Source organism: Rhizorhabdus sp. P4_G6, from assembly GCF_056401045.1.
On the sequence record NZ_JBFUKC010000011.1, the window covers coordinates 27,353 to 52,223 of the forward strand.

Genomic DNA, 24,871 nt, shown 5'->3' on the forward strand with positions numbered 1-24,871 from the left:
ATGGAGCCGATCCGGAAAGTCTGCGTCATCGGCGCCGGCACGATGGGCGCGGGAATCGCCGCGCAGGTCGCGAACGCCGGAGTCCCGGTGCTGCTGCTCGACATCGTCCCGAAGGATGGGGCAAATCGCAACGCGATCGCCGAGGGCGCGGTCGCGAAGATGCAGAAGGCCGAGCCCGCACCGTTCATGTCGAAGGCGGCCGCGAAGCTGGTCGAGACCGGCAATATCGAGGACGACCTCGCCAGGGTCGCCGAATGCGACTGGATCGTCGAGGCGGTGATCGAGCGGCTCGAGATCAAGCAGGGCCTCTACGCGAAGCTCGAGCAGGTTCGAAAAGCCGGCACGGCGATCTCGTCGAACACTTCGACCATCCCGCTCGCACAGCTGATCGACGGCCGGTCGGAGGCGTTCGCCGCCGACTTCATGATCACCCATTTCTTCAACCCGCCGCGCTATATGCGGCTGCTCGAACTGGTCACCGGCCCGAAGACCGATGCGGAGACGGCGGCCATGGTCGCCGGCTTCGTCGACCGGGCCATGGGCAAGAGCGTCGTCCGCACCCACGACACGCCCGGCTTCATCGCCAACCGGATCGGCACCTACTGGCTGCAGGTGGCGATCAACGCGGCGATGGATCTCGGCCTGACCGTCGAGGAGGCCGATGCCATCGGCGGCCAGCCGATGGGCGTCCCCAAGACGGCGATCTTCGGGCTGGTCGATCTGGTCGGCATCGACCTGATGCCCCTGCTTCAGAAAAGCATGAGCGCGACCTTGCCGGCCGGCGACGCCTTCCATGCCAGCGTTCGGCCGACGCCGTTGATCGAAAGGATGATCGCCGACGGCTATACCGGCCGCAAGGGCAAGGGCGGCTTCTACCGGATCAACCGGGAGGCCGGGAAGCGCAAAGAGGCGATCGACCTCGCCACCGGCCAATACCGTCCGGCGATCAAGGCCAGCGTGCCGCGCGCCGGCCTCGCCGCACTCGTTGCCACGCCCGGGCCGACCGGGGATTTCGCCTGGGCCGTACTGGGTCAGGTGCTGGCCTATGCCGCGAGCCTCGCCGGCACGATCGCCGACGATATCGTCGCGATCGATGCGGCGATGAAGCTTGGCTACAATTGGAAATATGGCCCGTTCGAGCTGATCGATCAACTCGGCGCCGCGGCCTTCGCGAAGCGCCTCGCCGACGAGGGCAGGCCGGTGCCCTCGATCCTGGCGCTGGCCGGTGATCGCAGCTTCTACCGGATCGAGGGCGGCAGGCGCCAATATCTCGGGCTCGATGGCGACTATCATGATGTCGTGCGAGCCGAGGGCGTGGTGCTCCTCGAGGACGTCAAGCGTGCGTCGAAGCCGATCATGAAGAACGGCTCCGCGGCATTGTGGGACATCGGCGACGGGGTGGCCTGCTTCGAGTTCAGCTCGAAGATGAATGCGCTCGACGGCGACACCCTCAAGCTGCTCGGCCAATCCGTCGCGCATGTCGCAGGCTCGATGAAGGCGCTGGTGGTATACAATGAGGGCAGCAATTTTTCGGCGGGCGCCAATCTCGGCCTGGCGCTGTTCGCGCTGAACATCGCCGCGTGGGGCGAGATCGACAAGCTCGTCGCGGGCGGCCAACAGGCCTATAAGGCGCTGAAATACTCACCTTTTCCGGTAGTTTCGGCACCGGCCGGCATGGCGCTCGGCGGCGGCTGCGAGATATTGCTCCATTCCGATGCGATCCAGGCGCACGCCGAAACCTATGTCGGCCTGGTTGAATGCGGCGTCGGCATCGTCCCCGGCTGGGGCGGCTGCGGCGAGATGATCGACCGTTGGGTCAAGGCGGGCGTGCTGCCGAAGGGCCCGATGCCCGCCGTGGCCAGGACCTTCGAGATCATCTCGACGGCCACCGTCGCCAAGTCGGCCGCCGAAGCGAAGGAGCTTCTGTTCCTGCGGCCGTCCGACGGCATCACGATGAACCGCGACCGGCTGCTCGCCGATGCCAAGGCGAAGGCGCTGGCACTCGTCGATGGCTATCAACCGCCGAAGCCGCCCGAGTTCCGCCTGCCGGGCGAAAGTGGCCGCGTCGCGCTCGGCATGGCGGCAGAGGGCTTCCACAAGCGTGGCGTGGCGACCGACTATGACATGGTGGTCTCGGACGCCCTGGCGACCGTGCTCACCGGTGGCGATGCCGACTTGGTAGACGTGGTGACCGAGGAGCAGATGCTGGGCCTGGAACGCGCGGCCTTCATGCAGCGAATTCGCGATCCGCGCACCATCGCCCGGGTGGAGACGATGCTCGCGACCGGCAAGCCGCTGCGGAATTGAGCAACAAAAAACCCCTCCCCTTCAGGGGAGGGGTTGGGGTGGGGCCTATCCTCCTCGGGACTGGTGCTTGGGGTGAGGCCCCACCCCCTGCCCCTCCCCTGAAGGGGAGGGGGGTTAGGATGGAGAAGACAGATGCAAGTCTATGAGGCCCCGCTGCGCGACATGCGCTTCGTCATCCACGAGCTGTTCGACGATGCCGACGGCTTCGGCGGCATTCCGGCCCATGCCGAGTTCACGCCCGATCTGATCGACGCGGTGATCGACGAGGCGGCCAAGCTTGCGCAGGACGTGCTGCTTCCGCTCAACGCCAGCGGCGATCTCGAAGGCTGCACCTGGGAAAATGGCGTGGTGCGCACGCCCGCCGGCTTCAAGGAAGCCTATGCCCAGTTCCGCGACGGCGGCTGGTGCGCGCTCGCGAGCGATCCGAAATGGAGTGGCCAGGGCCTGCCCGAGACCGTGAACAAGCTGGTCGAGGAAATGATCAGCGCGGCGAATGTCTCCTTCGGCCTCTATCCGGGCCTGACCCATGGCGGCGCCACCGCGCTGAAGAGCCATGCCACGCCCGAATTGCAGGAGCGTTTCCTGCCCAAAATGGTGTCGGGCGTCTGGTCGGGCACGATGTGCCTGACGGAGCCGCATTGCGGCACCGACCTGGGCTTGCTGCGCACCAAGGCGGTGCCGCAGGATGACGGCAGCTACAGGATCACGGGCAACAAGATCTTCATCTCGGCGGGCGACCACGACCTGACCGAGAACATCATCCACCTCGTCCTCGCGCGCCTGCCCGATGCGCCGAAGGGCGTGAAGGGGATCAGCCTGTTCGTCGTCCCCAAATATCTGCCGAAGCCGGACGGTTCGGTCGGGCCGTCGAACGGCGTGTCGTGCACCGGCATCGAGCACAAGATGGGGATCAGGGCGTCGGCGACCTGCCAGATCAGCTTCGACGATGCGAGCGGCTGGCTGGTCGGTGAACCCAATCAGGGCCTCGCCGCGATGTTCACGATGATGAACACCGAGCGCGTTTCGGTCGGTGTACAGGGATTGGGCATCGGCACCGCCGCCTATCAGAGTGCCGTCGCCTATGCCAAGGATCGGCTGCAGGGCCGCGCGCTCTCCGGTCCCAAGCGGCCCGACCTCCCCGCCGATCCGATCATCGTCCATCCCGATGTCCGCCGCATGCTGATGACGATGCGCGCCTATAGCGAGGGCGGGCGTGCGCTGAGCATCTGGATCGCCCGCGCGCTCGATGCCGAGCGTCATTCGCCCGATCCCGACGTGCGCCAGCGCGCCGAGGACCTCACCGCGCTGATGACCCCGGTGGTCAAGGCGCTGCTCACCGATTTCGGCCATGAGGCGGCGCAACTCGGCGTCCAGGTCTATGGCGGCCATGGCTACATCCGGGAGCATGGTGTCGAGCAATATGCCCGCGATGCCCGTATCGCGATGATCTACGAGGGCACCAACGGGGTGCAGGCGCTCGATCTGGTCGGCCGCAAGCTGCCGGCGCACGGCGGCCGCTATCTGCGCGCCTTCTTCCACCCCGTGTCCGAGTTCATCGAGCGGCACAAGGCGGTGCCCGGCATGGGCGAGCTGGTCGGCGGACTGGAGAAGGCATTTGGCGCGCTCCAGCTGGCGACCGCGACGATCGCGCAGAAGGGCATGGCCGATCCCGAGGAAGCCGGCGCTGCCTCATCGGATTATCTGCGGCTGCTCGGCCTCGTGGCGATCGCCTATCTCTTTGCCCGATCGGCCAAGGTCGCCGGCATGAAGGCTATGACGGGGCAGGATCCCGACGGCTTCTACGCCGCCAAGCTGGTCACGGTGCGTTTCTTCTACGAACGCATCCTGCCGCAGGCGGCGGGGCTGTTCTCCGCGATCAAGGCGGGGAAGGGTTCGATGATGGAGCTGCCGGAAGCGGCGTTCTGAGGGCGCGGCGTAAACCCGAACGTCATTGCTGAACTCGTTTCAGCATCCACCCGTCCCCTTGGGCAGCGCCCTGGATCAAAAGTGGATGCTGAAACAAGTTCAGCATGACGGCGGAGGGGCTCAGCCCGGCTTGCGTCCGCCCCCGCCGCCGAACGGCTTCGGGCTGTAGCGCTTGGGACCGCCCGGCCCACCTGGACCACGCGGCCCGCCGCGGGGCGGACCATTCGGGCGCAGCTGGGCACGCGGCGGCGGGCCGCGGCGGTCGCGCAGCTGGGCGACGGGCGGGGTCKGCGCATCCCCGGCCGGCTCGATCACAACGCCATCCTCTTCGCCCGCGGTGCGCTTCAGCGCGTCGAGGAACTTGCCCGCCATCGCGCGCGGGATCTCGAAGCGGGTCTCGGTCTGGAAGATGCGGATCGCGCCGATGTCGCGCTTGGTGATGTGGCCGCGGCGGCACAGCAGCGGCAGCAGCCAGCGCGGATCGGCGTTGGCGCCGCGGCCGACGTTCATGCGGAACCAGACGGTGTCCTCGAATCCGGGACGCGGACCCTGCTCGCGCTGTGCCTGGTCGCGGTCGCCGCGGGCAGCCGGAGACGCATCGATCAGGTCCTCGGGCGCGGGCAGGCTCTGCCGCTGGGTGCGGACGAAGGCGGCGGCGATCTCCTCGGCGCTGCGCGTCTCGAGCAGCTTGCGGGCGACCTCCAGATCCTCCTCGGAAACCTCGCCGACGGCGAGGCTCTCGAGCAGCCGCTCCTGGTCGCGCGCATAGATGTCGTCGGGCGTGGGGACCGGATCCCAGCTGACGTTTACGTTCGCAGCGCGCAGCAGCCGTTCGGCATGGCGGCGGCGCTGATAGGGGGTGATGAGGACGCAGGTGCCCTTGCGGCCCGCGCGGCCGGTGCGGCCCGAACGGTGCTGCAGCGTCTCCGGATCGATCGGCAGCTCGGCATGGATCACCAGTTCGAGGCCGGGAAGATCGATGCCGCGCGCCGCGACATCGGTCGCGACGCAGATGCGGGCGCGGCGGTCGCGCAGCGCCTGCAGCGCGTGGTTGCGCTCGTTCTGGCTCAACTCGCCCGAAAGCGTCACCGCCGAGAAGCCGCGTTCGGTGAGCGTCGCCGACAGCCGGCGGACATTCTCGCGGGTCGCGCAGAATACCAGCGCGCCCTTCGCCTCGTGAAAGCGCAGCACGTTGACGACGGCATGCTGGATGTCGGCGGGGGCCACGGCCATAGCGCGATAGTCGATGTCGGCATGGCTCTCGCGCGCACTGGCCGTCTCGATGCGCAGCGCATCGCGCTGGTAGCGCTTGGCGAGCAGGGCGATCGGCTTCGGCATCGTCGCCGAGAAAAGCAGGGTGCGGCGCTCGGGCGGGGTGAGGTCGAGGATTTCCTCGAGGTCCTCGCGGAAGCCGAGGTCGAGCATTTCGTCGGCCTCGTCGAGGATCACCGCGCGCAGCGAGCCGGGTTGCAGGGTGCCGCGCTCGAGATGATCCTTGAGACGACCGGGCGTGCCGACGACGATATGGCACCCATAGGACAGGGCGCGCTGTTCGACGCGGACGTTCATGCCGCCGACGCAGCTGGCGACGCGCGCGCCGAGCTTGGCATAGAGCCACTGCAGTTCGCGCTGCACCTGGAGCGCAAGCTCGCGGGTCGGGGCGATGATCAGCGCAAGCGGCTCGCCGGGCCTGGGCAGCGTCTCGGCGCCCTGCAACAGGGTTTCGGCGATGGCGAGGCCATAGGCGACGGTCTTGCCCGAACCGGTCTGCGCGGAAACGAGCAGGTCACGGCCGCTCGCGTCCGCCGTGATCACCTGGGCCTGTACTGGCGTCGGCTCGGTGTAGCCACGCTCGGTGATTGCCTCGGCGACCGGCCGGGGCAGGGTAGAAAAGGGCATCTGATATCCGATTGCAAAAGGTACCGGCGCCTCGCGCGCGCGGCCATGTTGAAGGCCCCTATAGGCAAAGACGCCGCAAAACACCAGTGGCGGTCGGTCCGATCAAATCGCTTCGCCCGCCGCGCGCCCGCTGGCCCATGCCCATTGGAAATTATAGCCGCCGAGCCAGCCGGTCACATCGACAGCCTCGCCGATGAAATGCAGGCCCGGCACGCGCTTCGCCACCAGGCTACGCTGGTCGAGGCCATCGGTCGAAACGCCGCCGATGGTCACCTCGGCCTTGGCGAAGCCCTCGGAGCCATTCGGCGTGAAGGTCCAGCTATTCAGACGCGCGCCGGCCGTGGCCAGCGCCGCATCCTTGTGGGTGACGAGCGGACCGGACAGGCCGAGCCGATCGGCGAGGACGTCCGCCAGCCGATCGGGGAAGCGTTCGCGCAATATCGTGCGCGGTTCGGCGTTGGGCCGCGCGCGTTTGGCATCGGTCAGCAGCATGCGGGCGTCGTCGCCGGGGAGCAGATCGACCGACAGGCTGTCGCCGTGCCGCCAATAGCTGCTGATCTGGAGGATCGCGGGGCCGGACAGGCCGCGATGGGTGAACAGCGCCGCCTCGCGGAAGCGCGCCTTGCCAAGGCTCGCGACCACATCGAGCGACACGCCCGACAGGCTCTCGAACAGCCGATCCTCCGCGCCCAGCGTCAGCGGCACCAGCGCGGGCCGTGGCTCGACCACCTTCAGGCCGAACTGTCGGGCGACATCATAGGCGAAGCCGGTGGCGCCCATCTTCGGGATCGACGGGCCGCCGGTGGCGATCACCAGCGCCTGGGACTGCTCGGTGCCATGCGGCGTCTCGACGCGGAACAGGCCATCGGCGTGCGAGACGCTGGTCACGCGGGTCAGCAGCCGTGTCTCGACGCCGCCCCGGGAGCACTCGTCTTCCAGCATTGCGATGATCTGCTTCGCCGATCCGTCGCAGAACAGCTGGCCCAGCGTCTTCTCGTGCCAGGCGATACCGTGCGCGTCGACCATCGCGATGAAGTCGGCGGGCGTGTAGCGCCCCAGCGCTGACTTGGCGAAATGCGGGTTGGCGGACAGGTAACGGTCGGCCAGCCCCCCGTCGAGATTGGTGAAATTGCACCGCCCGCCGCCCGAGATCAGGATCTTGGCGCCGACCCGGTCGAGATGGTCGAGCAGCAGCACGCGCCTGCCGCGCTGTCCTGCGGTCAGCGCACACATCAAGCCCGCGGCGCCGGCTCCAAGGATGATGACGTCGTAGGGGGTGGGAATGGTGGATCTCCGTTCGTCCCGAGCGCAGTCGAGGGACGTTGGCGCGGGGAACCGTGTCTCGACTTCGGCCGTCCGGCCGAAGCCTGTCCTGAGCGCCTGCAAGGCAGTCGAAGGGCTCGACACGAACGGCGTTGGGCTTTTGCTGGAAGGCTGCTATCGGCCGCCGCGATCATGAGCAAGCAGAACCGCCCCGACCGCCGCACCTTCGCGATCATCTCGCATCCGGATGCCGGCAAGACCACCCTGACCGAGAAGCTGCTCTACTTCGGCGGTGCGATTCATCTTGCCGGCGAAGTCAAGGCGCGCGGCCAGACCCGCCGGGCGCGCTCCGACTGGATGAAGATCGAGCAGCAGCGCGGAATCTCCGTCACCTCGTCGGTGATGACCTTCGAGCGCGACGGCATCACCTTCAACCTGCTCGACACGCCGGGCCATGAGGATTTCTCCGAGGATACCTATCGCACGCTGACGGCGGTCGACTCGGCGGTGATGGTGATCGATGCCGCCAAGGGCATCGAGCCGCAGACCCGCAAGCTGTTCGAGGTGTGCCGGCTCCGCTCGGTGCCGATCATCACCTTCGTCAACAAGGTCGATCGCGAAGGCCGGCCGACCTTCGAGCTTCTCGACGAGATCGCCGACGCGCTGGCGCTCGACGTATCGCCGATGAGCTGGCCGGCCGGCATGGGCGGCACTTTCGAGGGGATCTACGATCTCGCCCGCGACCGGCTCTATCGCCCTGCGTCGGACGCGACCGGTGCCTATGAAGGTGACGCGGTCTCGGTCGCCGGCATCAACGATTCCCAGCTGGAGGATCTGCTGTCCGAGCAGTGCCTCGCCCAGCTGCGCGAAGAGGTCGAGCTGGCCGGGGTCGGCTATGCGCCGTTCGACGAGACCGCCTATCTCAACGGCGATCTGACGCCGGTCTATTTCGGATCGGCGCTGAAGGATTTCGGGGTCGAGCAGCTGATCGACGCGCTCGCCGATTTCGCGCCGTCGCCGCGGCCGCAGCCGGGCGAGCCGCGCGACGTCGATCCGGGCGAGCCCAATGTCGCCGGCTTCGTGTTCAAGGTGCAGGCCAATATGAACCCGCAGCATCGCGACCGGGTCGCGTTCATGCGGCTCTGCTCGGGCAAATTCCGGCGCGGCATGAAGCTGAACCAGGTCGGCACCGGCAAGACCATCGCGGTCCACAGCCCGATCCTGTTCTTCGCCCAGAATCGCGAGCTCGCCGAAGAAGCCTTTCCAGGCGACATCATAGGCATCCCCAATCATGGCACCTTGCGGGTCGGCGATACCCTGACCGAGGGCGAGATGATCCGCTTCACCGGCATCCCCAATTTCGCGCCGGAAATCCTGCGGCGGGTGAAGCTCGCCGATCCGACCAAGACCAAGCAGCTGCGCAACGCGCTGAACGACATGGCGGAGGAGGGGATCATGCAGGTCTTCCATCCCTCGATCGGGTCGCAGTGGATCGTCGGCGTGGTCGGCCAGCTCCAGTTGGAGGTGATGATCTCGCGCCTCCAGGCCGAGTATAAGGTCGCGGCCGGCTTCGAGCCTTCGCCCTGGGACACTGCGCGCTGGATCGCCGCCGATGACGACAAGGCGCTCGAGGAGTTCAAGGGGCTTCACCGCGCCGCGATGGCCGAGGATCGCGACGGCGCGCCGGTATTCATGGCCAAGGATCAGTGGGAACTGAACTATATCCAGGGGCGCTTCCCCGCCCTGCGCTTCTCCGCGACCCGCGATCGGCGGTAACCTCGACGGTAAGCCTCAGCGGATAGAAATAGCGAGACACACGTTCTCCCCTCGTTACGACCGAGAGGAGTTTTTGTGCGCAGCGTAAAATCGATCATCATCGCCGCCGCCCTGTTGCCTGCCATGGCGAACGCGGTGGCTCCCGATCCGGCCGTGCTCGGGGCCCAGGTGCTGCTCGACCGGCTGGGCTTCGGCCCCGGCGTGATCGACGGCGTCAGGGGGCTGAACTTTTCCAAGGCGCTGAAAGGCTATCAGGAGGCCAACGGCCTAACCGTCTCCGGGCAGCTCGACGATGCAACGGTCAGCAGCTTCGATGCCTATCGGGCGATGCCCACCGTCATCGACGTGAAGCTCAGCCCCCAGATCCTCGAAGGGCCCTTTGTCGGGCCGATCCCCGCCAGCGAGACGCAGCAGGCCAGGATGCGGACGCTCGGCTATTCCGACGCGATGGAGAAGCTGGCCGAGCGCTATCACACCAGCAAGGCGACGCTGATTGCGCTCAACTCGCCGCAGACCCAGCTGGTGCCCGGCGTGACGATCAAGGTTCCCAACATCATTCCACCGGCGCAGGATTATGCCGCCGATCTCAAGCCGGACTGGCGCAAGACGCTGTGGACGCTGAATGTCGGTTCGCAGCAGCCGGACGTGGCGAAGGTGGTGGTCGACAGGTCGGATGGCGTACTGCGCGCGCTCGACAGCGCGGGCAAGCTCGTCGCGCAGTTTCCGGCGACGATGGGCAGCAGCCATGATCCCCTGCCGATCGGCACGTGGAAGATCCAGGGCCGCTCCTACAACCCTGTCTTCCATTTCAACCCCAAGCTGTTCTGGGATGCCGACAGCAAGGACCAGAAGGCGGTGCTGCCGGCGGGGCCGAACGGGCCGGTCGGGGTGGTGTGGATCGATCTCGACAAGCAGCATTATGGCATCCACGGCACGCCCAATCCGGACAATATCGGCAAGACCGAGAGCCATGGCTGCATCCGCCTGACCAATTGGGATGCGGCGCGGCTGGCGATGATGGTGAAGCCGGGCACCCCCGCTGTCTTCCAGGACTGATCGAGGCGAGCGGAATGATTCGCAGGATCGCGTTGATGTTGCTGCTGGTGGCGACCGGCTATGTCGCCTGGGTCATCATCCTCAACCTGTCGGACGGGAAGGACGGTTCCGTCGCATCCAGGACGGAGCCGCAGCGCGAGGYGGTGCCGGTCGCCGAGGCCGGCCGCGGCGGTCTCGTGATCCCCGTCGCGGGCGTGCGGGCGGATCAGCTCTCCGATACGTTCGACGATGCCCGCAGCGAGGGCCGCCTCCATGATGCGATCGACATCATGGCACCGCGCGGGACGCCCGTGCTCGCCGCCGCGGCGGGCACGGTCGAGAAGATCTTCGACAGCGAGCGCGGTGGCCTCACCATCTATGTGCGGCGGCCGGGTGGGCAGTGGATCGATTATTACGCCCATCTCGACGGCTATGCGTCCGGCCTGGCCGAGGGACAGAAGGTGAAGCCCGGCCAGCCGATCGGCACGGTCGGTTCGACCGGCGATGCAAGTGTGGAGGCACCGCACCTCCATTATGCGATCAACGCGATGGCCCCCGGAGAGGCCTGGTATCAGGGCAAAGCGATCAACCCCTATCCGCTGTTGGTGGGGCGCAAACCCACGCCGTCGCGCTGACGGCGGAGGGCTTCTTTTGCCTTTGTCCGTCATCCCAGCGAAAGCTGGGATCTCCCTTCGCCTTTTTCTCAGCCCTTCAAGGCAGAGAGATTCCAGCTTTCGCTGGAATGACGGCGTTGGGGGCAGGCAGCAGCACTCAGGCGTAAGGGGTGACATTCGGCCATGTCGTGCCAATATCCCGCGCATGACGCTGATCCGCCGGCTCCTCGCCCTCCTCGCCCTCGCCCTCATCTCTGCACCCGCCCAGGCGGCCGACAAGCTGGTGGTCGCGTTCGGCGACAGCCTGATGGCGGGGTACCAGCTGCCGCCGGGCCAGGGATTCGTGCCGCAGCTCGAAGCCACGTTGCGGCGGCAGGGAGTCGCGGCACGGGTACATAATGCCGCGGTGTCCGGCGATACGACGGCGCAGGGGCGGGCGCGGCTCGACTGGGTGCTCGCGGCGCTGAAGGCCAAGCCGGATCTCGTGATCGTCGAACTCGGCGCCAACGACATGCTGCGCGGCCTCGATCCCGGCAACGCCGAGGCGAATCTCGACGCGGTCCTCGCGGAACTGACCGGGCGCCGCATTCCGGTCCTGCTCGCCGGGATGATGGCTGCGCCCAATCTCGGCCCCGATTATGCCCGCCGCTTCGACATGATCTATCCGCGTCTCGCGAAAAAATATCGTGTCCCGCTCTATCCCTTTTTCCTGCAGGGCATCATCGGCGACCGTTCGCTGCATATCGGCGACGCCATCCATCCCAACAGGGCCGGGGTTTCCGTGATCGTCAGGGGCATATTGCCGCGGGTTAAGCCCCTGCTGACACAGCGGTAATCAGAGCCGTTGCAGCCGATCCGATCAGGCCCTAAGCTCGCCTCCGAAACAGATCGGGGGAGGGCTTCGATGATATGGTCGGCGTCCTCTTCTGCGCGGGGACCGATAGGGCAACCGGCGGGCGAAATCGGCGATGATGCGCGCGAAGCCTTCCTCGATCGTCTGCGCGACGGCGTCGCGAGCGCTGCCGGCGATGGGGGCGAGTTCGTCCTGGATCTTGCCGGCGTGGATCATATTTCGGCAGGCGCGCTGATGGCGTTGACGATTGCCCGCAAGGAGGCGATCACCAGCAATGTGAAGATCATCCTCGCCCGCCCCAGCCCCGCCATCCGCGAGGTGCTTGAAATCAGTCGCTATCAGCTGATCTTCGACATCGTCGATCATCTCGATCCCAACGACGGCTGAGGGGGACGGCTCGATGCTCGTGCGCTTCTGGGGAACGCGGGGTTCCTTGCCGGTCGCCCCCCGCGCCCGCGCGATCGAGGACAAGGTCGTCGGTGCCCTGCTGCGCGCCTCGGGCCGCTCCTTCGCGGACGAGGCGGCCGCGCGCGCCTTCGTCAATGACGAGCTGAGCTTCGCCGAAGCGCACACCTATGGCGGCGCCACCACCTGCCTGGAGATCGAGGGCGCCGACGACAGCTTCTTCATCCTCGATATGGGCTCGGGCCTGCGCGAGCTGGGCAACGACGCCTTCCGCCGCGTCGCCGCCGGCCGCTCGCGCACCTATAATTTCTTCCTGTCCCACCTCCACTGGGACCATATCATGGGCTTCCCCTTCTTCGGCCCGGCCTTCGATCCCGGCGCTACGATCGTGATCCATTCGGGCCATGCCGACGCGGAGGAGGCGCTGCGCCGCCAGCAGGAGGAGATCAGCTTCCCCGTCGCCTTCGACTGGCTGCGCGCCAAGATCGAGTTCAAGGTGCTGACCCCCGGCCAGACCTATCATGTCGACGGCATCGACGTGGATCTGATGCCGCAGGACCACAGCCATGTCTCCTACGCCTGGCGCTTCCGCCGCGACGGCAGGACGATGGTCTTCTCCACCGATGCCGAGCATCGCATGGAGGATGTCGAGGACAAGAAGGCGTTCGAGACCTTCTTCGACAAGGCCGATCTGGTGATCTGCGACACCATGTACTCGCTCGCCGAGAGCATCACTCTCAAGGCCGATTGGGGCCATTCGAGCAATGTCATGGCGGTCAACCTGTGCCATGGCGCCGGCGCCGGAAAGCTGGTGCTGTTCCACCACGAGCCGACCAGCACCGACGCCGACATCGACCGCCTCTACGACGAGACGATCCGCTACGAGGCGCTCAGCCGCCGTGGCGATAGGCCGCTCGAGATCGTCTGCTCCTATGACAGCCTGGAGCTGGAGGTCTGACGACGCCTGGCGTCTGTTTGTTCAAGCTGGACAAGATGCCGTCATCCTGAGGTGCCATTGAGCTTGTCGAAATGGCGTATCGAAGGAGGTCCCCAACAGGGGCCCCTTGTTGGGCCCAGCCGCGAACCCGCCTTCGCATGCCTCGGTTCGCACTCGCTTTCACCTCGGTCATGCTGAACTTGTTTCAGCATCCACCCAGCCACAAACCGCACGCCGAGGCTCCTGGTGGACCCTGAAACAAGTTCAGGGTGACGGCGGAGAGATTCAGGCGGCCGCCTTCACCCACGTCCCTCCCGCCCGTCATCCCAGCGCAAGCTGGGATCTCCCTTGGCCCTTTTCGCAACAAGGGAGCACAGAGAGATTCCAGCTTTCAGCCATTGGCTGAAGTTTATCCTGAGCGCCTGCCTTGCGGGCAGTCGAAGGGCTGGAATGACGGGCCCAGGTTGAATCCAAATACCGCTCATCCAGAGGTGCCATTGAGCGAAGTCGAAATGGCGTCTCGAAGGATCTTTCGAGACAGGCCTTCGCCAGGCTCAGTCCCTCCAGGATGAGCGGAGTCGGGTGCGCCAGATTAAAAGCCGCCCGCTTATCCGGCCTTCACCAGGTTCAGCTGGCCGAGATAGTCGAGCTTGCCGATCGGCATGCCCCGCGCGCGCAGCAGCGCATAGGCGATCGTCACATGAAAATAGAAATTCGGCAGCGAGAAGGAGAGCAGGAAGCTCTCGGCCGAATAATCAACATGATATTCACCGATCACGAAACGCATGTCGCGGCCGACCAACTTGTCGATCTCGGCCGGGCTGATCGCGTCGATCGCCGCGCGGGTCGACCGGAGCTGTTCGCGCAGCGCCGCGAAGCTCTCGCCGGGCGGCGTCCTGTCGGGTGAGAAGCTGCCCCGCTTGACGGCTTCGATCGCGCCGATCGAGTGGACCGACGCCGATTTCACCTGATAGGCGAAGTCGAACATGTCGGGCGCCAGCCGCGCGCCCAATATATCCTGTTCAGCGATACCCTGATCAGCCGCCCAGCCCTCCGCCTTGTCGAGCAGCGCGGCGAGATTGCCGAGCGTCCGCTGGTAGGGCGGTATGACTGCGGCGTAGAGGGAAAAGGTCAAGGCATCTCTCCGAATATGTTGGTCGGTTGGAAATCGGCCTCGATCCTTTCGGTCTACGGAAAGGCCTTTCAATGCGACTATGCGCTATGGAGGATGTCGAGGACAAGACGGCCTTCGACAGCTTCTGCGGCAAGGCCGATCTGGTGATCTGCGACACGATGTACCCGCTCGCCGAGAGCATCACGCTGAAGGCCGATTGGGGCCATTCGAGTTGGAGGATTGACTGTGCCCCGCTCGACATTAGAGGCCTGATCGCTGGAGTTCTGCATGATATGCTGCATAGGCTCGTCCCGAGCGACTGGCGCCTTCCAGATATTCCGCGGGGACAACATGATATGGCGGACGAGGGTCGCCAACCCGCACCCAACCGGCAGCGTTCATCCGCCCCCTTTCGAGCCCCACGGCGAACTTTGAAAATTCCGTGAATTCACCACGCGGGAACAAGCCCTGTTCGCATTGCTGGAAACGGTCGGCGATCGCCTTGGCATTGCTCCAGTCGCCGCTGACTTTGGCCTTGGCCACCGCGTCGCGCAGCGCCAGCGCCGGGCGTGGCCCGCACAGCGCGCTGCTTGACCAGAACGCAGTCATCCTGTCCGGAGCAATACGCGAGGCGGCGTAATAGTCCGCCTCGTGCGTCAGGAAGCGGATATCGGGAGCAAGGTTGAGGTCGGCTGCCAGCAAACCGATTCCGAGGTACTTGCTAGCAACGACCTGCGGCAGCTTGCCGACCTGCGCCCAGAACGGACGGGGGAATTCGAACTTGAATGCCTCACTGTTGGCATAGATCATAATCGCCGTGTCATGGCAGGCTTCGCTAACATCATTATAGAATTGAACAGCTGTCGCGACATCGTTCTTGCACCACATCGGCACGCCCAGCATCGTGCCAGAAACGCCAAGCTCGTGCATCGCCCGGGTCTGGGCAATTACCTCGCGGGTATTGAGTGCTGTCGTACCAGCGAAAAACGGGATGCGTCCGCGAATGGTCTCCAGGACGCAGCCGACGAAGGCCAGCTTCTCATCCCAGGTCAGGCTATGGCACTCACCATAGGTGCCCAGGCTCATAAGCCCATCGACTCCCGCCTCGATCAACGCCTCAACCATTCGCGCTGTTTCGTCGAGGTCGACAGTATCGCGGCTACGCCAGTCCGAAGCGCCTTCCTTCGCCGGCGTGGGTAACATCGGCCACAGGCCATTGATTCCGGCAGATTCAATCCTGAGCTTCGGGGCGGACATTATCTTCTCCTTGAAAGGTCATCCGAGGCGCTAGCGCGGGTAATGCTGTCAGGACAATCGCCATTGTCTCCGTTTGACGTGAAGGGGACCAATGCGGCTGATATTCTGCTTGTTTGTCAGGCTGGTGCAGAAGGCAATGACTGCGGGCGCTCCCGTGGAGAACCTAGCCCCGAGAAACCGGAGCTGGCTGGCTCTCACGACGATGCCGGGAACGATGGTGTTCGAGGACAGCTCCGGCGGCGGTTCAATGCTTCGGTCAGGGCTCTCCGCCAATATGGTGCTGGTCGAACGTCTCGCGCGCGGTCCTGAAGCTGTCGACGTTTTCGACGATCCACGTCCATAGGGGAACCATCCGCACCAGCAACTCCAGGCCGGTTTCCGAGAGGGCATATTCGACATGAGGTACAACCTCGTCGAAATCGTGACGAACGACCAGCCCGTCGCGCTCCAGATGGCGAAGGGTACGAGTCAGCATCCGCTGCGTGATCCCGTGCATGCGCCGGCCGATCTCCGCATGGCGGAGTTGGCCATATACACCGAGCGTGTGAATGACCCCGAGCGACCAGCGGTTGCCGGCATGGGCCAGCACCTCACGGCGGACCCCGTCGTCATCGTCCCGGAGACCATCGCAGACGGTCTGGGAATATTGGAGGACGTCCTCCCGGCTTAACGACCTGACTGCAGTATCACGCATGTACCCATCTTTCGCACTTTCCCCTGAGTTGCCAGATCACCGGCACCAAGGTTAAACGAGTTAGAACGATGAATGATGCTGTTTCCACTGTGAAGTCCCGGAATATCCTGGTGCTGGGCGCCGGCGAACTCGGCATGCCGGTTCTCCGCAATCTTGCGCGTCGCGCGACAGCTGTTGACGGTGCCAGGATCAGCGTCCTGCTCCGCGAGAGCGCTGTCGAGTCCGGCGATCCATCCAAGCAGCGTGACATCGCGGAAATCCGGGAGGCGGGTATTGAGATCGTCCTCGGCGATCTGGTGAGTGACACAATCGATGAGCTGGCGGCGCTCTTCACGCGTTATGATACAGTGATCGGCTGCGCGGGCTATGCGGCCGGCATCAACACGCCGATGAAGCTCGCCAAGGCGGCTCTGCAATCCGGCATTCCGCGCTACTTCCCATGGCAGTTCGGCGTCGATTTCGAGGCGATCGGCCGCGGCGGTCCGCAGGACATCTTCGATGCCCAACTCGACGTGCGCGAGCTGCTGCGCTCGCAAGACAAGACCGAGTGGGTCATCATCTCCACCGGCATGTTCATGAGCTACCTGTTCGAGCCGGACTTCGGCGTCGTCGATCTAGAAAACAGCGAGGTCCACGCGCTCGGCAGCCTCGACACCGCGGTGACGCTGACGACGCCGGACGACATCGGCGTGCTGACCGCCGAAATCCTGTTCTTCGAGCCCACGATCCGCAACGAGATCGTGTTCCTGGCCGGTGACACCGTCACCTACGATGGGGTTGCGGATAAGCTGGAGGCAGCGTTGGGGCGTCCGTTCAAGCGGTCGGTCTGGAGCGTGCCCTTCCTGATGGACGAGCTGGCGAACGATCCGAAGAACATGATGCGCAAGTATCGCGCCGCCTTCGCGATCGGTCGCGGTGTATCCTGGCCCAAGGCGGGCACGTTCAACGATCGCCAGGGCATTCCGGTCACCGACCTTTCGGCGCTGATCAACGCTGATCTGCGAAGCGCACGCGACAAGTGATGTGGGCGGGGCGACTGCCCGAATTCAGGGCATGCGGCCTATCTCCGAAGCCCCCCGCGGAATCGAAAAACAAAAAAACGCACGATCAACCCCGTGCACCCGGGATTTTGTCACATATAAGAGACTCCGTGGCGCTCGTGACGCGAGCAGCCATGGTCCGGAATCCGGGCCTGTCGTCGCGCCGACGCAGGGGCGTATCGCAATGTCAGGCCGGCCGTCCTCCCGCCGCCCCGAGCGTAAGCCCGCCATGCCCGCGCTCGACAGCCATGGCGCGGGGAGAGTAGAGGCGCGCGCCATGCATGGCTGGATCATCATCGACAAACCGCTCGGCCCCGGCTCCACCCAGATGGTGTCGGCGGTCAAGCGGGCGCTCCGGACGGGCGGCTATGGCAAATATAAGGTCGGCCATGGCGGGACGCTCGATCCGCTCGCTTCGGGGGTGTTGCCGGTGGCGATCGGCGAGGCGACCAAGCTGTCGGGCCGGATGCTCGATGCCGACAAGGCCTATGACTTCACCATCGGCTTCGGGACGGAGACCGACACGCTCGATGCGGAGGGGAAGGCGGTCGCTACGTCCGACGTGCGCCCGACGCTGGCGCAGGTCGAGGCGGTGCTGATGCGCTTCACCGGCGCGATCGAGCAGGTGCCGCCCGCTTATTCCGCGCTCAAGATCGACGGCGAGCGCGCCTATGACCGGGCGCGGGCGGGGGAGAGCTTCGAGATCAAGCGCCGGGCGGTGACGGTCCATGCGCTCGCCATCGAGCCACCGTCATCCCAGCGAAGGCTGGGATCTCATGCGGCTGGGACGGATCCGGAGTCGCGAACCTCTGCCGAGATCCCAGCCTCCGCTGGGATGACGATGGGGACCGACGTGGAAGAAAGTTCGAGCGGCGGCCGCCTCGACGAGGTCACCCTCTCCGCCCGTGTCTCGAAGGGCACTTACATTCGCAGCCTCGCCCGCGACATCGCCCAGGCGCTCGGCACCGTCGGCCATGTCACCATGCTTCGCCGCACCAAGGCCGGGCCGTTCACGCTGGATGCCGCGATTTCACTGGACAAGCTGGACGAATTCGCTAAGGCGCACCGGCTTGAAAAGGCACTTTTGCCGATGACGGCAGGGCTGGACGACATCCCGGCTCTCTCCGTCACCCCCGATCAGGCAAGGGCACTCCGCGAGGGGCGCCGGTTGATCGGGATCGCCGCACCCACCGGCCTCAACCTTGCGCTCGAAGGCGATGTGCCTGTCGCATTGGTCGAAGCAGAGGATCAGGAGATCCGGGTGGTGCGCGGTTTCAACCTGATGTCGAAGGAAGATGCATGACTGTTACCGCCGAGCGCAAGACCGCGATCATTGCCGACAACGCCCGTTCCGATGGCGACACCGGCAGCCCCGAAGTCCAGATCGCGATCCTGACCGAGCGCATCACCAACCTGACCGAGCATTTCAAGATCCACGCGAAGGACAACCATTCGCGCCGCGGTCTGCTGATGCTGGTCAACAAGCGTCGCAGCCTTCTCGATTATCTCAAGAAGGAAGACGCAAGCCGCTACGCCGCGCTGATCGCAAAGCTCGGCCTGCGCAAGTAAGAGTTTCAGGACGGCCCCGCATCGCGGGGCCGTTCGTCATTTCCGGCCTGGTGCAATTCGGTACCGGGCAGGAGGGCGGGCACAAGCTCCCGCCACGGCAGGCCGAAGGACGGCCTGCACCACGCGATGGCAAACGGCGACGATGCCCAGCCATCCGCATAGGCCCCGGCCGCATAGGGCGTCCGGAGACAAGGAAATCAGATGTTCGATACCAAGAAAGTTGAAATCCAGTGGGGCGGTCAGACGCTCACGCTGGAAACGGGCCGCGTTGCCCGCCAGGCTGACGGCGCGGTGCTCGCGACCCTCGGCGAGACCGTCGTCCTCTGCGCCGTCACGGCGGCGCGCAGCGTCAAGGAAGGGCAGGACTTCTTCCCGCTGACCGTCCATTATCAGGAGAAGTATTTCTCGTCGGGTCGCATCCCCGGCGGCTTCTTCAAGCGCGAGCGCGGCGCGACCGAAAAGGAGACGCTGGTCTCCCGCCTGATCGACCGCCCGATCCGCCCGCTCTTCCCCGAGGGCTTCTACAACGAGATCAACGTCATCGCCCAGGTGCTGAGCTATGACGGCCAGAACGAGCCCGATATCCTGGCGATGATCGCCGCATCGGCCGCTCTGACGATCTCGGGCGTGCCCTTCATGGGGCCGATCGGCGGCGCGCGCGTCGGCTATCAGGACGGCGAATATATCCTCAACCCGACCGACGAGCAGGTTGCGGCGGGCGAGCTCGAGCTCGTCGTGGCCGGCACCCAGGACGCTGTGATGATGGTCGAATCCGAAGCCAAGGAGCTTTCGGAAGAGGTCATGCTCGGCGCCGTGATGTTCGCGCATCGCGCCTGCCAGGACGTGATCGGCGCGATCATCAAGCTCGCCGAGAAGGCCGCCAAGGATCCGTGGGAAATGGCCCCGCAGGCCGATCTGTCCGCCGCCAAGACCAAGCTCAAGAAGCTGGTCGGCAAGGATATCGAAGCCGCCTACAAGCTGACCAACAAGTCCGCGCGTTCGGCCGCGCTGAACGAGGCGCGCGCCAAGGCGAAGGCGGCTTTCGCCGATGCCACGCCGCAGGACCAGATGGCCGCCAGCAAGCTCGTCAAGAAGCTCGAGGCCGAAATCGTCCGCACCGCCATCCTCAAGGATGGCCGCCGCATCGACGGCCGCGACACCAAGACGGTCCGCCCGATCCTCGCCGAGGCGCATTTCCTGCCCCGCGCGCATGGTTCGGCGCTGTTCACCCGCGGCGAGACGCAGAGCATCTCCACCTGCACCTTGGGCACCAAGGAATCGGAGCAGATGATCGATGGCCTGACCGGCCTGCGCTACGAGCATTTCATGCTGCACTATAACTTCCCGCCCTATTCGGTCGGTGAAGTCGGCCGCTTCGGCGCGCCGGGCCGCCGTGAAGTCGGTCATGGTAAGCTGGCATGGCGTGCGCTGCACGCGGTGCTGCCGACCAAGGAGGAGTTTCCCTACACGATCCGCCTGACCTCGGACATCACCGAGTCGAACGGCTCCTCGTCGATGGCCACGGTGTGCGGCGGTTCGCTCGCGCTGATGGATGCCGGCGTGCCGATCAAGCGTCCGGTGTCGGGCATCGCGATGGGCCTGATCCTCGAAGGCAAGAACTTCGCGGTGATCAGCGACATCCTCGGTGACGAGGATCACCTCGGCGACATGGACTTCAAGGTTGCGGGTACGTCGGAGGGCATCACCAGCCTTCAGATGGACATCAAGATTGCCGGTATCACCGAGGAGATCATGAAGGTCGCGCTGGCTCAGGCCAGCGAAGGCCGCGCTCATATCCTGGGCGAGATGGCCAAGGCGCTCGACTCGACCCGGACCGAACTGTCGGCGCACGCGCCGCGGATCGAATCGATGTCGGTGCCCAAGGACAAGATCCGCGACATCATCGGCACCGGCGGCAAGATCATCCGCGAGATCGTCGCCACCACCGGCGCGAAGGTCGACATCGACGATGACGGCACCGTCAAGATCTCGTCGTCCGATCCCGCGCAGATCGAAGCCGCGCGCAACTGGATCATCGGCATCGTCGCCGAGCCGGAAGTGGGCAAGGTCTATGTCGGCAAGGTCGTCAATCTCGTCGATTTCGGAGCGTTCGTGAACTTCATGGGCGGCAAGGACGGTCTCGTCCACGTCTCGGAGATCAAGAACGAGCGGGTCGAGAAGGTTGCCGACGCGCTGACCGAAGGCCAGGAAGTCAAGGTCAAGGTGCTTGAGATCGACCAGCGCGGCAAGGTTCGCCTGTCGATGCGCGTCGTCGATCAGGAAACCGGCGAGGAACTGCCCGACACGCGTCCGCCCCGTGAGGAGCGTCCGCGTGGCGACCGTGGTGATCGCGGCCCGCGCCGCGACGGCGGCGACCGTGGTCCGCGCCGCGATGGCGACCGTGGTCCCCGTCGCGAAGGCGGCGATCGTGGTCCCCGCGGCGAAGGCCGTGGCGATCGTGGCCCGCGTCGCGAGCGCAGCGAAGGCGGCAATGATGACGGCCCCGCGCCCGATTTCGCGCCGGCGTTCCTGACCCGCGACGACGACTGATACCGCTCGATCCTCCCACGCCCGGCGCGGGAGGATCCGAACAGGAGAGAGGGGGAGCCCGCGCGGCTCCCCCTTTTTTCGTTGTGGGCCGGCCGCTTGCATCAGCTACAGTGCCGCCGTGCAGTCCTCCGAGCTCGCCGCCTATGCCATCGCCGCGCCGATCGTTGCGGCGGCGCTGTTCATCCGCTTCCGGCGCATGGGCAGGTCGCAGCGCCTGCGGCTGTCGACGCTGTGGATCATCCCCACCATCTTCCTCCTGTTCGCCGGCGCGGTGATCGTGCAGTTCCCGCCTTCGGGCTGGGGCTGGCTGTGGATAGGCACCGCGCTCATCCTGGGGAGCGCGATCGGCTGGCAGCGCGGGCGGCTGGTGGAGATCGCCGTCGATCCCGGGACGGGCCTGCTCAACCAGCGCAGCTCGCGCGGCGCGCTGGTGTTTCTCGGCCTGCTGATGCTGCTGCGCTGGGGCCTGCGGTCGGTGGTGGAGGCCAGCGACGCGCACTGGCATCTCGGCGCCATGCTGGTGAGCAGCATCACCATCGCCTTCGCCGCCGGCGTGCTCAGCGCCTACCGCGTCGAACTATATTTGCGCGCGCGGGGATTGTTACGACCCCGTTAACCCATGGCCATGATGCTTCGCTTATGGGTATGTGACGTTGTGCAGAGCAGCGAAAATCTGGCCGGGCCATTCGGGGGAACAGGTTGGCGAGTTCAGGCGTAAAGATGTTGGAACGTCTTCCGCTCGGTCGCGACCGGGTTTTGCCGGTATATGCATGCACGCTTGCGATCTGCCTGCTGTCCTTCCTGGTGAGATGGCTGGCAACGCCGTTCATGCCCAGCGGCTATCCCTTTGTCAGCTTCTTCCCGGCGGTCATCCTGTCGACCTTCCTGTTCGGTATCCGTGCCGGGATCGTGGCGGGCGTGGTGAGCGGCATCGCCGCCTGGTATTGTTTCATCCCACCCTCCTTTTCGGTGAAATGGTCGGGCGCGGCGGCATTCGCGCTGGCCTTCTACACGGGCGTGGCAGCGATCAACATCGGGCTGATTCATTGGTTGCAGCGCATCAATGAAAGGCTAGCCGAAGAGCGCGAGCGCAGCCGCCGGCTCGCCGAGCGCAGCGAATTGCTGTTTCGCGAGCTCCAGCACCGGGTATCGAACAACCTGCAGGTCATCAGCGGATTATTGTCCCTGCAGATGCGCGGCGTGTCCGATGCGGCGGCGCGGCTGGCGCTCGACGAGGCGGCGCGGCGGCTCGCGCTGATCGGCCGTATCCATCGCCAACTCCATAGCCCGCATGGGGAGCAACTCCGCCTTGCGGCCTTTCTCGAGCAGTTGATCATCGACCTGATCGATGCCAGCGGCCGGCCTGGCATCGACTATCGCGTGGAGGCGATGGAGGACGTCGACCTGGCGGCGGATGCGGCGGTGCCGATGGCGCTGATCATCGCTGAAGCCATCACCAACGCGATCGAGCATGGATTTGCGAAGGGAGAGGGCGGCCATATCCTGATCGCCGTGCGACGGGTGGACGCTATGGTCGAGATCAGCGTGAGCGATGACGGCGCCGGCTTGCCGGCGGATTTCGATCTGGCGACGTCGGACAGCCTCGGCCTGAAGCTCGCGCAGATGCTGGCCCGCCAGCTGGGCGGTACTTTCCGACTGGCCGGCGGTGCTGGCACCACCGCGGTGCTGCGCATCCCCTGACGCGCGAGCCTGGCAGACGCTGTTCTCGGGCGACCCGCCGCGCAAGCAGGCGGCTTCAGATATGCGCCCCGCGCCGCCATCCCATCTGTTCGGTGTAGTGGCGCCGGCACAGCGCGACATAGCGCTCGTTGCCGCCGACTTCGATCTGAGCGCCCTCCTTGACCGCGAAGCCTTCATCGTCGACGCGCAGGTTCATCGTCGCCTTGCGGCCGCAGGCGCAGATCGCCTTCAACTCGATCAGATTGTCGGCAATCGCCAGCAATGCCGCGCTGCCCGGGAACAGCTGGGCCTGGAAGTCCGTGCGCAGGCCATAAGCCAGCACGGGAATATCGAGTTCGTCGCACACCGCCGCGAGCTGGAACACCTGCGCGCGGGTCAGCCACTGTGCCTCGTCGACCAGCACGCAATGCACCGCCGTCTCGGCCAGTTCGATCGCGACTTCCTCGAACAGGTCGGTGTCGGAGTCGATCGCCGTGGCATGCGACGCCAGCCCGATGCGCGAGGTGATCTTGCCGGGCTCGAATCGGTCGTCGAACGCCGCGGTGAACAGCAGCGTCCGCATGCCGCGCTCGCGATAGTTGAAATCGGCCTGGAGCAGCGTCGTCGACTTGCCCGCGTTCATCGCCGCATAATAGAAATAGAGCTTCGCCATCGCTGGCCTGTTCCCCCGACATCCGCCGAGTCCGACGCTACAATATTGCCGCGCGACAACCACATCTTTCTGGCGGCGGCGGCTATCTTCCCCGATAGCGGCGGCGATGAAGATGCCTCCCGAAAACGCGCCGCGCGTCCGCTTCCGCTGGTCGCGCTACCACGCAATGACGATCGCGGTGCCGGCGGACAAGGCGATGCGCGATCGGATCATCTCCGGCATCGGCGCGCTGGTCGGCATCATCGCCACCGGCCTGCTGGTCGGCAGCCTCACCGGCGTCGGCGCCCATATGCCGCTGCTGATCGCGCCGATCGGCGCTGCGGCGGTGCTGTTGTTCGCTGTGCCGGCCAGCCCGATGGCGCAACCCTGGCCCGTCATCGCGGGCAATGTCGTTTCCGCCATCGTCGGCGTCAGCGTGGCCCGGATCGGCGCCGGCCCGATGGTTGCGGCGGGCCTCGCCGTGGGCTGCGCGATCGTGGCGATGGCGTTGCTGCGCTGCCTCCATCCGCCCGGCGGCGCGGTCGCGCTTACCGCCGTGCTCGGCGGCCCCGCCATCCAGGCCAGCGGCTATGACTTCGTCATAGCGCCCGTCGCCGTCGATACCGTGCTGCTGCTGGCGATGGCGTGGGGCTTTCATCGCTTCTCGGGCCATAGCTATCCGCACATCGCCAAGCCGATTACGGAGCCAGCCGCGGCGGATTTTTCGCGCGAGGATCTGGCCAAGGCGGTCGCCGACTATCCCGACATCCTCGATGTGGCGATGGAGGATCTCGAGGAACTTCTCCGCGCCGCCGAGCATAACGCAATCGCCCGGCGCGCCCGGGGGCGCTAGCTTTCTTCGCCGTCGTCCTTGCCCAGATCCCGCGCGATGGCGGGATTGCGCAGCAGCGTGTCGATGTGACTGCCCTCGTCGAAGCTCTCATCGACGAGGAATTTGAGCTTGGCGGCATATTTCGTGTTCACCCGCCGGGCGACCTCGCTCTGCAGATAGGCGGTGTTGGTGCGGAGGGCCTTGATCACGGCTTCCTCGTCCGCGCCGAGGAGCGGCTTCACGAACGCCGTGGCGTGCTTGAGGTCGGGCGACATGCGCACCTCGGTCACCGAGACCATGTGGCTCGCCAATGTCTCGTCATGCACGTCGCCGCGCATCAGGACGTCCGAAAGGGCATGGCGAACCTGCTCGCCTACGCGGAGCAGGCGGACGGACTTCCCTTCGGCGGTTTCGTTACGGCGCATTCTGCCTCCAAGACCTTCTCCCTTAGGGGAGAGGGAGGGGCCC

22 protein-coding genes are annotated in these 24,871 nt (G+C 65.6%); 15 read left to right on the forward strand and 7 right to left on the reverse strand.

Translation table 11 applies throughout. From position 1 onward, the window contains the following. Positions 1–2,307 (forward strand): 3-hydroxyacyl-CoA dehydrogenase NAD-binding domain-containing protein, encoded by a 2,307-nt coding sequence (locus tag AC1DPF_RS12510; protein WP_477872795.1) that lies wholly within the window; start codon positions 1–3, stop codon positions 2,305–2,307. 132 nt (positions 2,308–2,439) lie between these two features. After that, positions 2,440–4,233 (forward strand): acyl-CoA dehydrogenase C-terminal domain-containing protein, encoded by a 1,794-nt coding sequence (locus tag AC1DPF_RS12515; RefSeq protein WP_477961669.1) that lies wholly within the window; start codon positions 2,440–2,442, stop codon positions 4,231–4,233. A gap of 120 nt (positions 4,234–4,353) precedes the next feature. Here the strand turns inward: AC1DPF_RS12515 and AC1DPF_RS12520 are convergent, their stop codons facing one another. Both AC1DPF_RS12520 and AC1DPF_RS12525 read right to left on the reverse strand, forming a co-directional pair. Next, positions 4,354–6,132, reverse strand: coding sequence for a DEAD/DEAH box helicase (locus AC1DPF_RS12520; protein ID WP_477961671.1), 1,779 nt, complete (start codon positions 6,130–6,132; stop codon positions 4,354–4,356). Positions 6,133–6,234: 102 nt separating this feature from the next. Beyond that, on the reverse strand, positions 6,235–7,416 hold the full coding sequence (locus AC1DPF_RS12525; protein ID WP_477961766.1) for a BaiN/RdsA family NAD(P)/FAD-dependent oxidoreductase: 1,182 nt from the start codon (positions 7,414–7,416) through the stop codon (positions 6,235–6,237). A 171-nt stretch (positions 7,417–7,587) separates the two neighbouring features. On the opposite strand from AC1DPF_RS12525, the gene AC1DPF_RS12530 reads away from it, so the two are divergent. From AC1DPF_RS12530 to AC1DPF_RS12555, 6 genes are all read left to right on the forward strand, one after another. Next, the gene (locus AC1DPF_RS12530; RefSeq protein WP_477872801.1) at positions 7,588–9,171 is read left to right on the forward strand and encodes a peptide chain release factor 3; all 1,584 of its coding nucleotides are present in this window, start codon (positions 7,588–7,590) and stop codon (positions 9,169–9,171) included. A 123-nt stretch (positions 9,172–9,294) separates the two neighbouring features. Continuing rightward, positions 9,295–10,227, forward strand: coding sequence for a L,D-transpeptidase family protein (locus tag AC1DPF_RS12535; protein ID WP_477872927.1), 933 nt, complete (start codon positions 9,295–9,297; stop codon positions 10,225–10,227). Positions 10,228–10,241: 14 nt separating this feature from the next. Then, positions 10,242–10,841, forward strand: a complete 600-nt coding sequence (locus AC1DPF_RS12540) for a M23 family metallopeptidase (RefSeq protein WP_477961673.1) — start codon at positions 10,242–10,244, stop codon at positions 10,839–10,841. 184 nt (positions 10,842–11,025) lie between these two features. Continuing rightward, a complete protein-coding gene (locus AC1DPF_RS12545) occupies positions 11,026–11,655 on the forward strand; it encodes an arylesterase (RefSeq protein WP_477872805.1) in 630 nt (209 codons plus the stop codon). A gap of 69 nt (positions 11,656–11,724) precedes the next feature. Next, entirely contained in the window at positions 11,725–12,060 is a 336-nt protein-coding gene (locus tag AC1DPF_RS12550) for an STAS domain-containing protein (protein WP_477872807.1), read from the forward strand. 46 nt (positions 12,061–12,106) lie between these two features. After that, complete coding sequence (locus AC1DPF_RS12555; protein ID WP_477961675.1) at positions 12,107–13,036, forward strand: MBL fold metallo-hydrolase; 930 nt, start codon at positions 12,107–12,109, stop codon at positions 13,034–13,036. A gap of 586 nt (positions 13,037–13,622) precedes the next feature. Here the strand turns inward: AC1DPF_RS12555 and AC1DPF_RS12560 are convergent. The 3 genes from AC1DPF_RS12560 to AC1DPF_RS12570 all read right to left on the reverse strand — a co-directional run bounded on the left by AC1DPF_RS12560 (position 13,623) and on the right by AC1DPF_RS12570 (position 16,080). After that, the gene (locus tag AC1DPF_RS12560; RefSeq protein WP_477872811.1) at positions 13,623–14,150 is read right to left on the reverse strand and encodes a DUF1993 domain-containing protein; all 528 of its coding nucleotides are present in this window, start codon (positions 14,148–14,150) and stop codon (positions 13,623–13,625) included. Positions 14,151–14,390: 240 nt separating this feature from the next. Next, entirely contained in the window at positions 14,391–15,386 is a 996-nt protein-coding gene (locus AC1DPF_RS12565; RefSeq protein WP_477872813.1) for a dihydrodipicolinate synthase family protein, read from the reverse strand. Positions 15,387–15,642: 256 nt separating this feature from the next. Beyond that, positions 15,643–16,080 (reverse strand): winged helix-turn-helix transcriptional regulator, encoded by a 438-nt coding sequence (locus tag AC1DPF_RS12570; protein WP_477872815.1) that lies wholly within the window; start codon positions 16,078–16,080, stop codon positions 15,643–15,645. A gap of 68 nt (positions 16,081–16,148) precedes the next feature. Here AC1DPF_RS12570 and AC1DPF_RS12575 point away from each other — a divergent pair, with 68 nt between their 5' ends. The 6 genes from AC1DPF_RS12575 (at position 16,149) to AC1DPF_RS12600 (ending at position 22,940) form a co-directional block, all read left to right on the forward strand. Beyond that, on the forward strand, positions 16,149–17,102 hold the full coding sequence (locus tag AC1DPF_RS12575) for an aromatic alcohol reductase (protein ID WP_477961678.1): 954 nt from the start codon (positions 16,149–16,151) through the stop codon (positions 17,100–17,102). Positions 17,103–17,397: 295 nt separating this feature from the next. Continuing rightward, on the forward strand, positions 17,398–18,423 hold the full coding sequence (gene truB / locus AC1DPF_RS12580; RefSeq protein WP_477872929.1) for a tRNA pseudouridine(55) synthase TruB: 1,026 nt from the start codon (positions 17,398–17,400) through the stop codon (positions 18,421–18,423). Beyond that, entirely contained in the window at positions 18,420–18,689 is a 270-nt protein-coding gene (gene rpsO, locus AC1DPF_RS12585; RefSeq protein ID WP_477872819.1) for a 30S ribosomal protein S15, read from the forward strand. The genes truB and rpsO overlap by 4 nt, the downstream gene beginning before the upstream one ends. Positions 18,690–18,890: 201 nt before the next feature. Continuing rightward, the gene (gene pnp / locus AC1DPF_RS12590; RefSeq protein WP_477961680.1) at positions 18,891–21,239 is read left to right on the forward strand and encodes a polyribonucleotide nucleotidyltransferase; all 2,349 of its coding nucleotides are present in this window, start codon (positions 18,891–18,893) and stop codon (positions 21,237–21,239) included. Positions 21,240–21,357: 118 nt separating this feature from the next. Next, positions 21,358–21,855, forward strand: a complete 498-nt coding sequence (locus AC1DPF_RS12595) for a CcdC protein domain-containing protein (RefSeq protein WP_477961682.1) — start codon at positions 21,358–21,360, stop codon at positions 21,853–21,855. Positions 21,856–21,959: 104 nt separating this feature from the next. After that, complete coding sequence (locus tag AC1DPF_RS12600; protein WP_477872825.1) at positions 21,960–22,940, forward strand: sensor histidine kinase; 981 nt, start codon at positions 21,960–21,962, stop codon at positions 22,938–22,940. A 55-nt stretch (positions 22,941–22,995) separates the two neighbouring features. Here the strand turns inward: AC1DPF_RS12600 and AC1DPF_RS12605 are convergent, their stop codons facing one another. Next, a complete protein-coding gene (locus AC1DPF_RS12605) occupies positions 22,996–23,592 on the reverse strand; it encodes a thymidine kinase (RefSeq protein WP_477872827.1) in 597 nt (198 codons plus the stop codon). Positions 23,593–23,704: 112 nt separating this feature from the next. On the opposite strand from AC1DPF_RS12605, the gene AC1DPF_RS12610 reads away from it, so the two are divergent. Next, entirely contained in the window at positions 23,705–24,424 is a 720-nt protein-coding gene (locus tag AC1DPF_RS12610; RefSeq protein ID WP_477961684.1) for an HPP family protein, read from the forward strand. Here AC1DPF_RS12610 and rbfA read toward each other — a convergent pair. Beyond that, positions 24,421–24,828: a 30S ribosome-binding factor RbfA gene (rbfA, locus tag AC1DPF_RS12615; RefSeq protein ID WP_477872831.1), complete on the reverse strand. Its 408-nt coding sequence runs from the start codon at positions 24,826–24,828 to the stop codon at positions 24,421–24,423. The two genes, AC1DPF_RS12610 and rbfA, sit on opposite strands and share 4 nt — an antisense overlap. Positions 24,829–24,871: the final 43 nt, after the last annotated feature.

Coding starts and splice junctions, on each gene's coding strand:
- AC1DPF_RS12535 (WP_477872927.1), top strand. CDS start 9,295: ATGGCGAACGCGGTGGCTCCCGATCCGGCCGTGCTCGGGGCCCAGGTG.
- AC1DPF_RS12550 (WP_477872807.1), top strand. CDS start 11,725: ATGATATGGTCGGCGTCCTCTTCTGCGCGGGGACCGATAGGGCAACCG.
- AC1DPF_RS12605 (WP_477872827.1), bottom strand. CDS start 23,592: ATGGCGAAGCTCTATTTCTATTATGCGGCGATGAACGCGGGCAAGTCG.
- AC1DPF_RS12565 (WP_477872813.1), bottom strand. CDS start 15,386: ATGTCCGCCCCGAAGCTCAGGATTGAATCTGCCGGAATCAATGGCCTG.
- AC1DPF_RS12515 (WP_477961669.1), top strand. CDS start 2,440: ATGCAAGTCTATGAGGCCCCGCTGCGCGACATGCGCTTCGTCATCCAC.
- truB (WP_477872929.1), top strand. CDS start 17,398: ATGCATGGCTGGATCATCATCGACAAACCGCTCGGCCCCGGCTCCACC.
- AC1DPF_RS12600 (WP_477872825.1), top strand. CDS start 21,960: ATGTTGGAACGTCTTCCGCTCGGTCGCGACCGGGTTTTGCCGGTATAT.
- AC1DPF_RS12530 (WP_477872801.1), top strand. CDS start 7,588: ATGAGCAAGCAGAACCGCCCCGACCGCCGCACCTTCGCGATCATCTCG.
- AC1DPF_RS12570 (WP_477872815.1), bottom strand. CDS start 16,080: ATGCGTGATACTGCAGTCAGGTCGTTAAGCCGGGAGGACGTCCTCCAA.
- pnp (WP_477961680.1), top strand. CDS start 18,891: ATGTTCGATACCAAGAAAGTTGAAATCCAGTGGGGCGGTCAGACGCTC.
- rbfA (WP_477872831.1), bottom strand. CDS start 24,828: ATGCGCCGTAACGAAACCGCCGAAGGGAAGTCCGTCCGCCTGCTCCGC.
- AC1DPF_RS12510 (WP_477872795.1), top strand. CDS start 1: ATGGAGCCGATCCGGAAAGTCTGCGTCATCGGCGCCGGCACGATGGGC.
- AC1DPF_RS12545 (WP_477872805.1), top strand. CDS start 11,026: ATGACGCTGATCCGCCGGCTCCTCGCCCTCCTCGCCCTCGCCCTCATC.
- AC1DPF_RS12575 (WP_477961678.1), top strand. CDS start 16,149: ATGAATGATGCTGTTTCCACTGTGAAGTCCCGGAATATCCTGGTGCTG.
- rpsO (WP_477872819.1), top strand. CDS start 18,420: ATGACTGTTACCGCCGAGCGCAAGACCGCGATCATTGCCGACAACGCC.
- AC1DPF_RS12610 (WP_477961684.1), top strand. CDS start 23,705: ATGCCTCCCGAAAACGCGCCGCGCGTCCGCTTCCGCTGGTCGCGCTAC.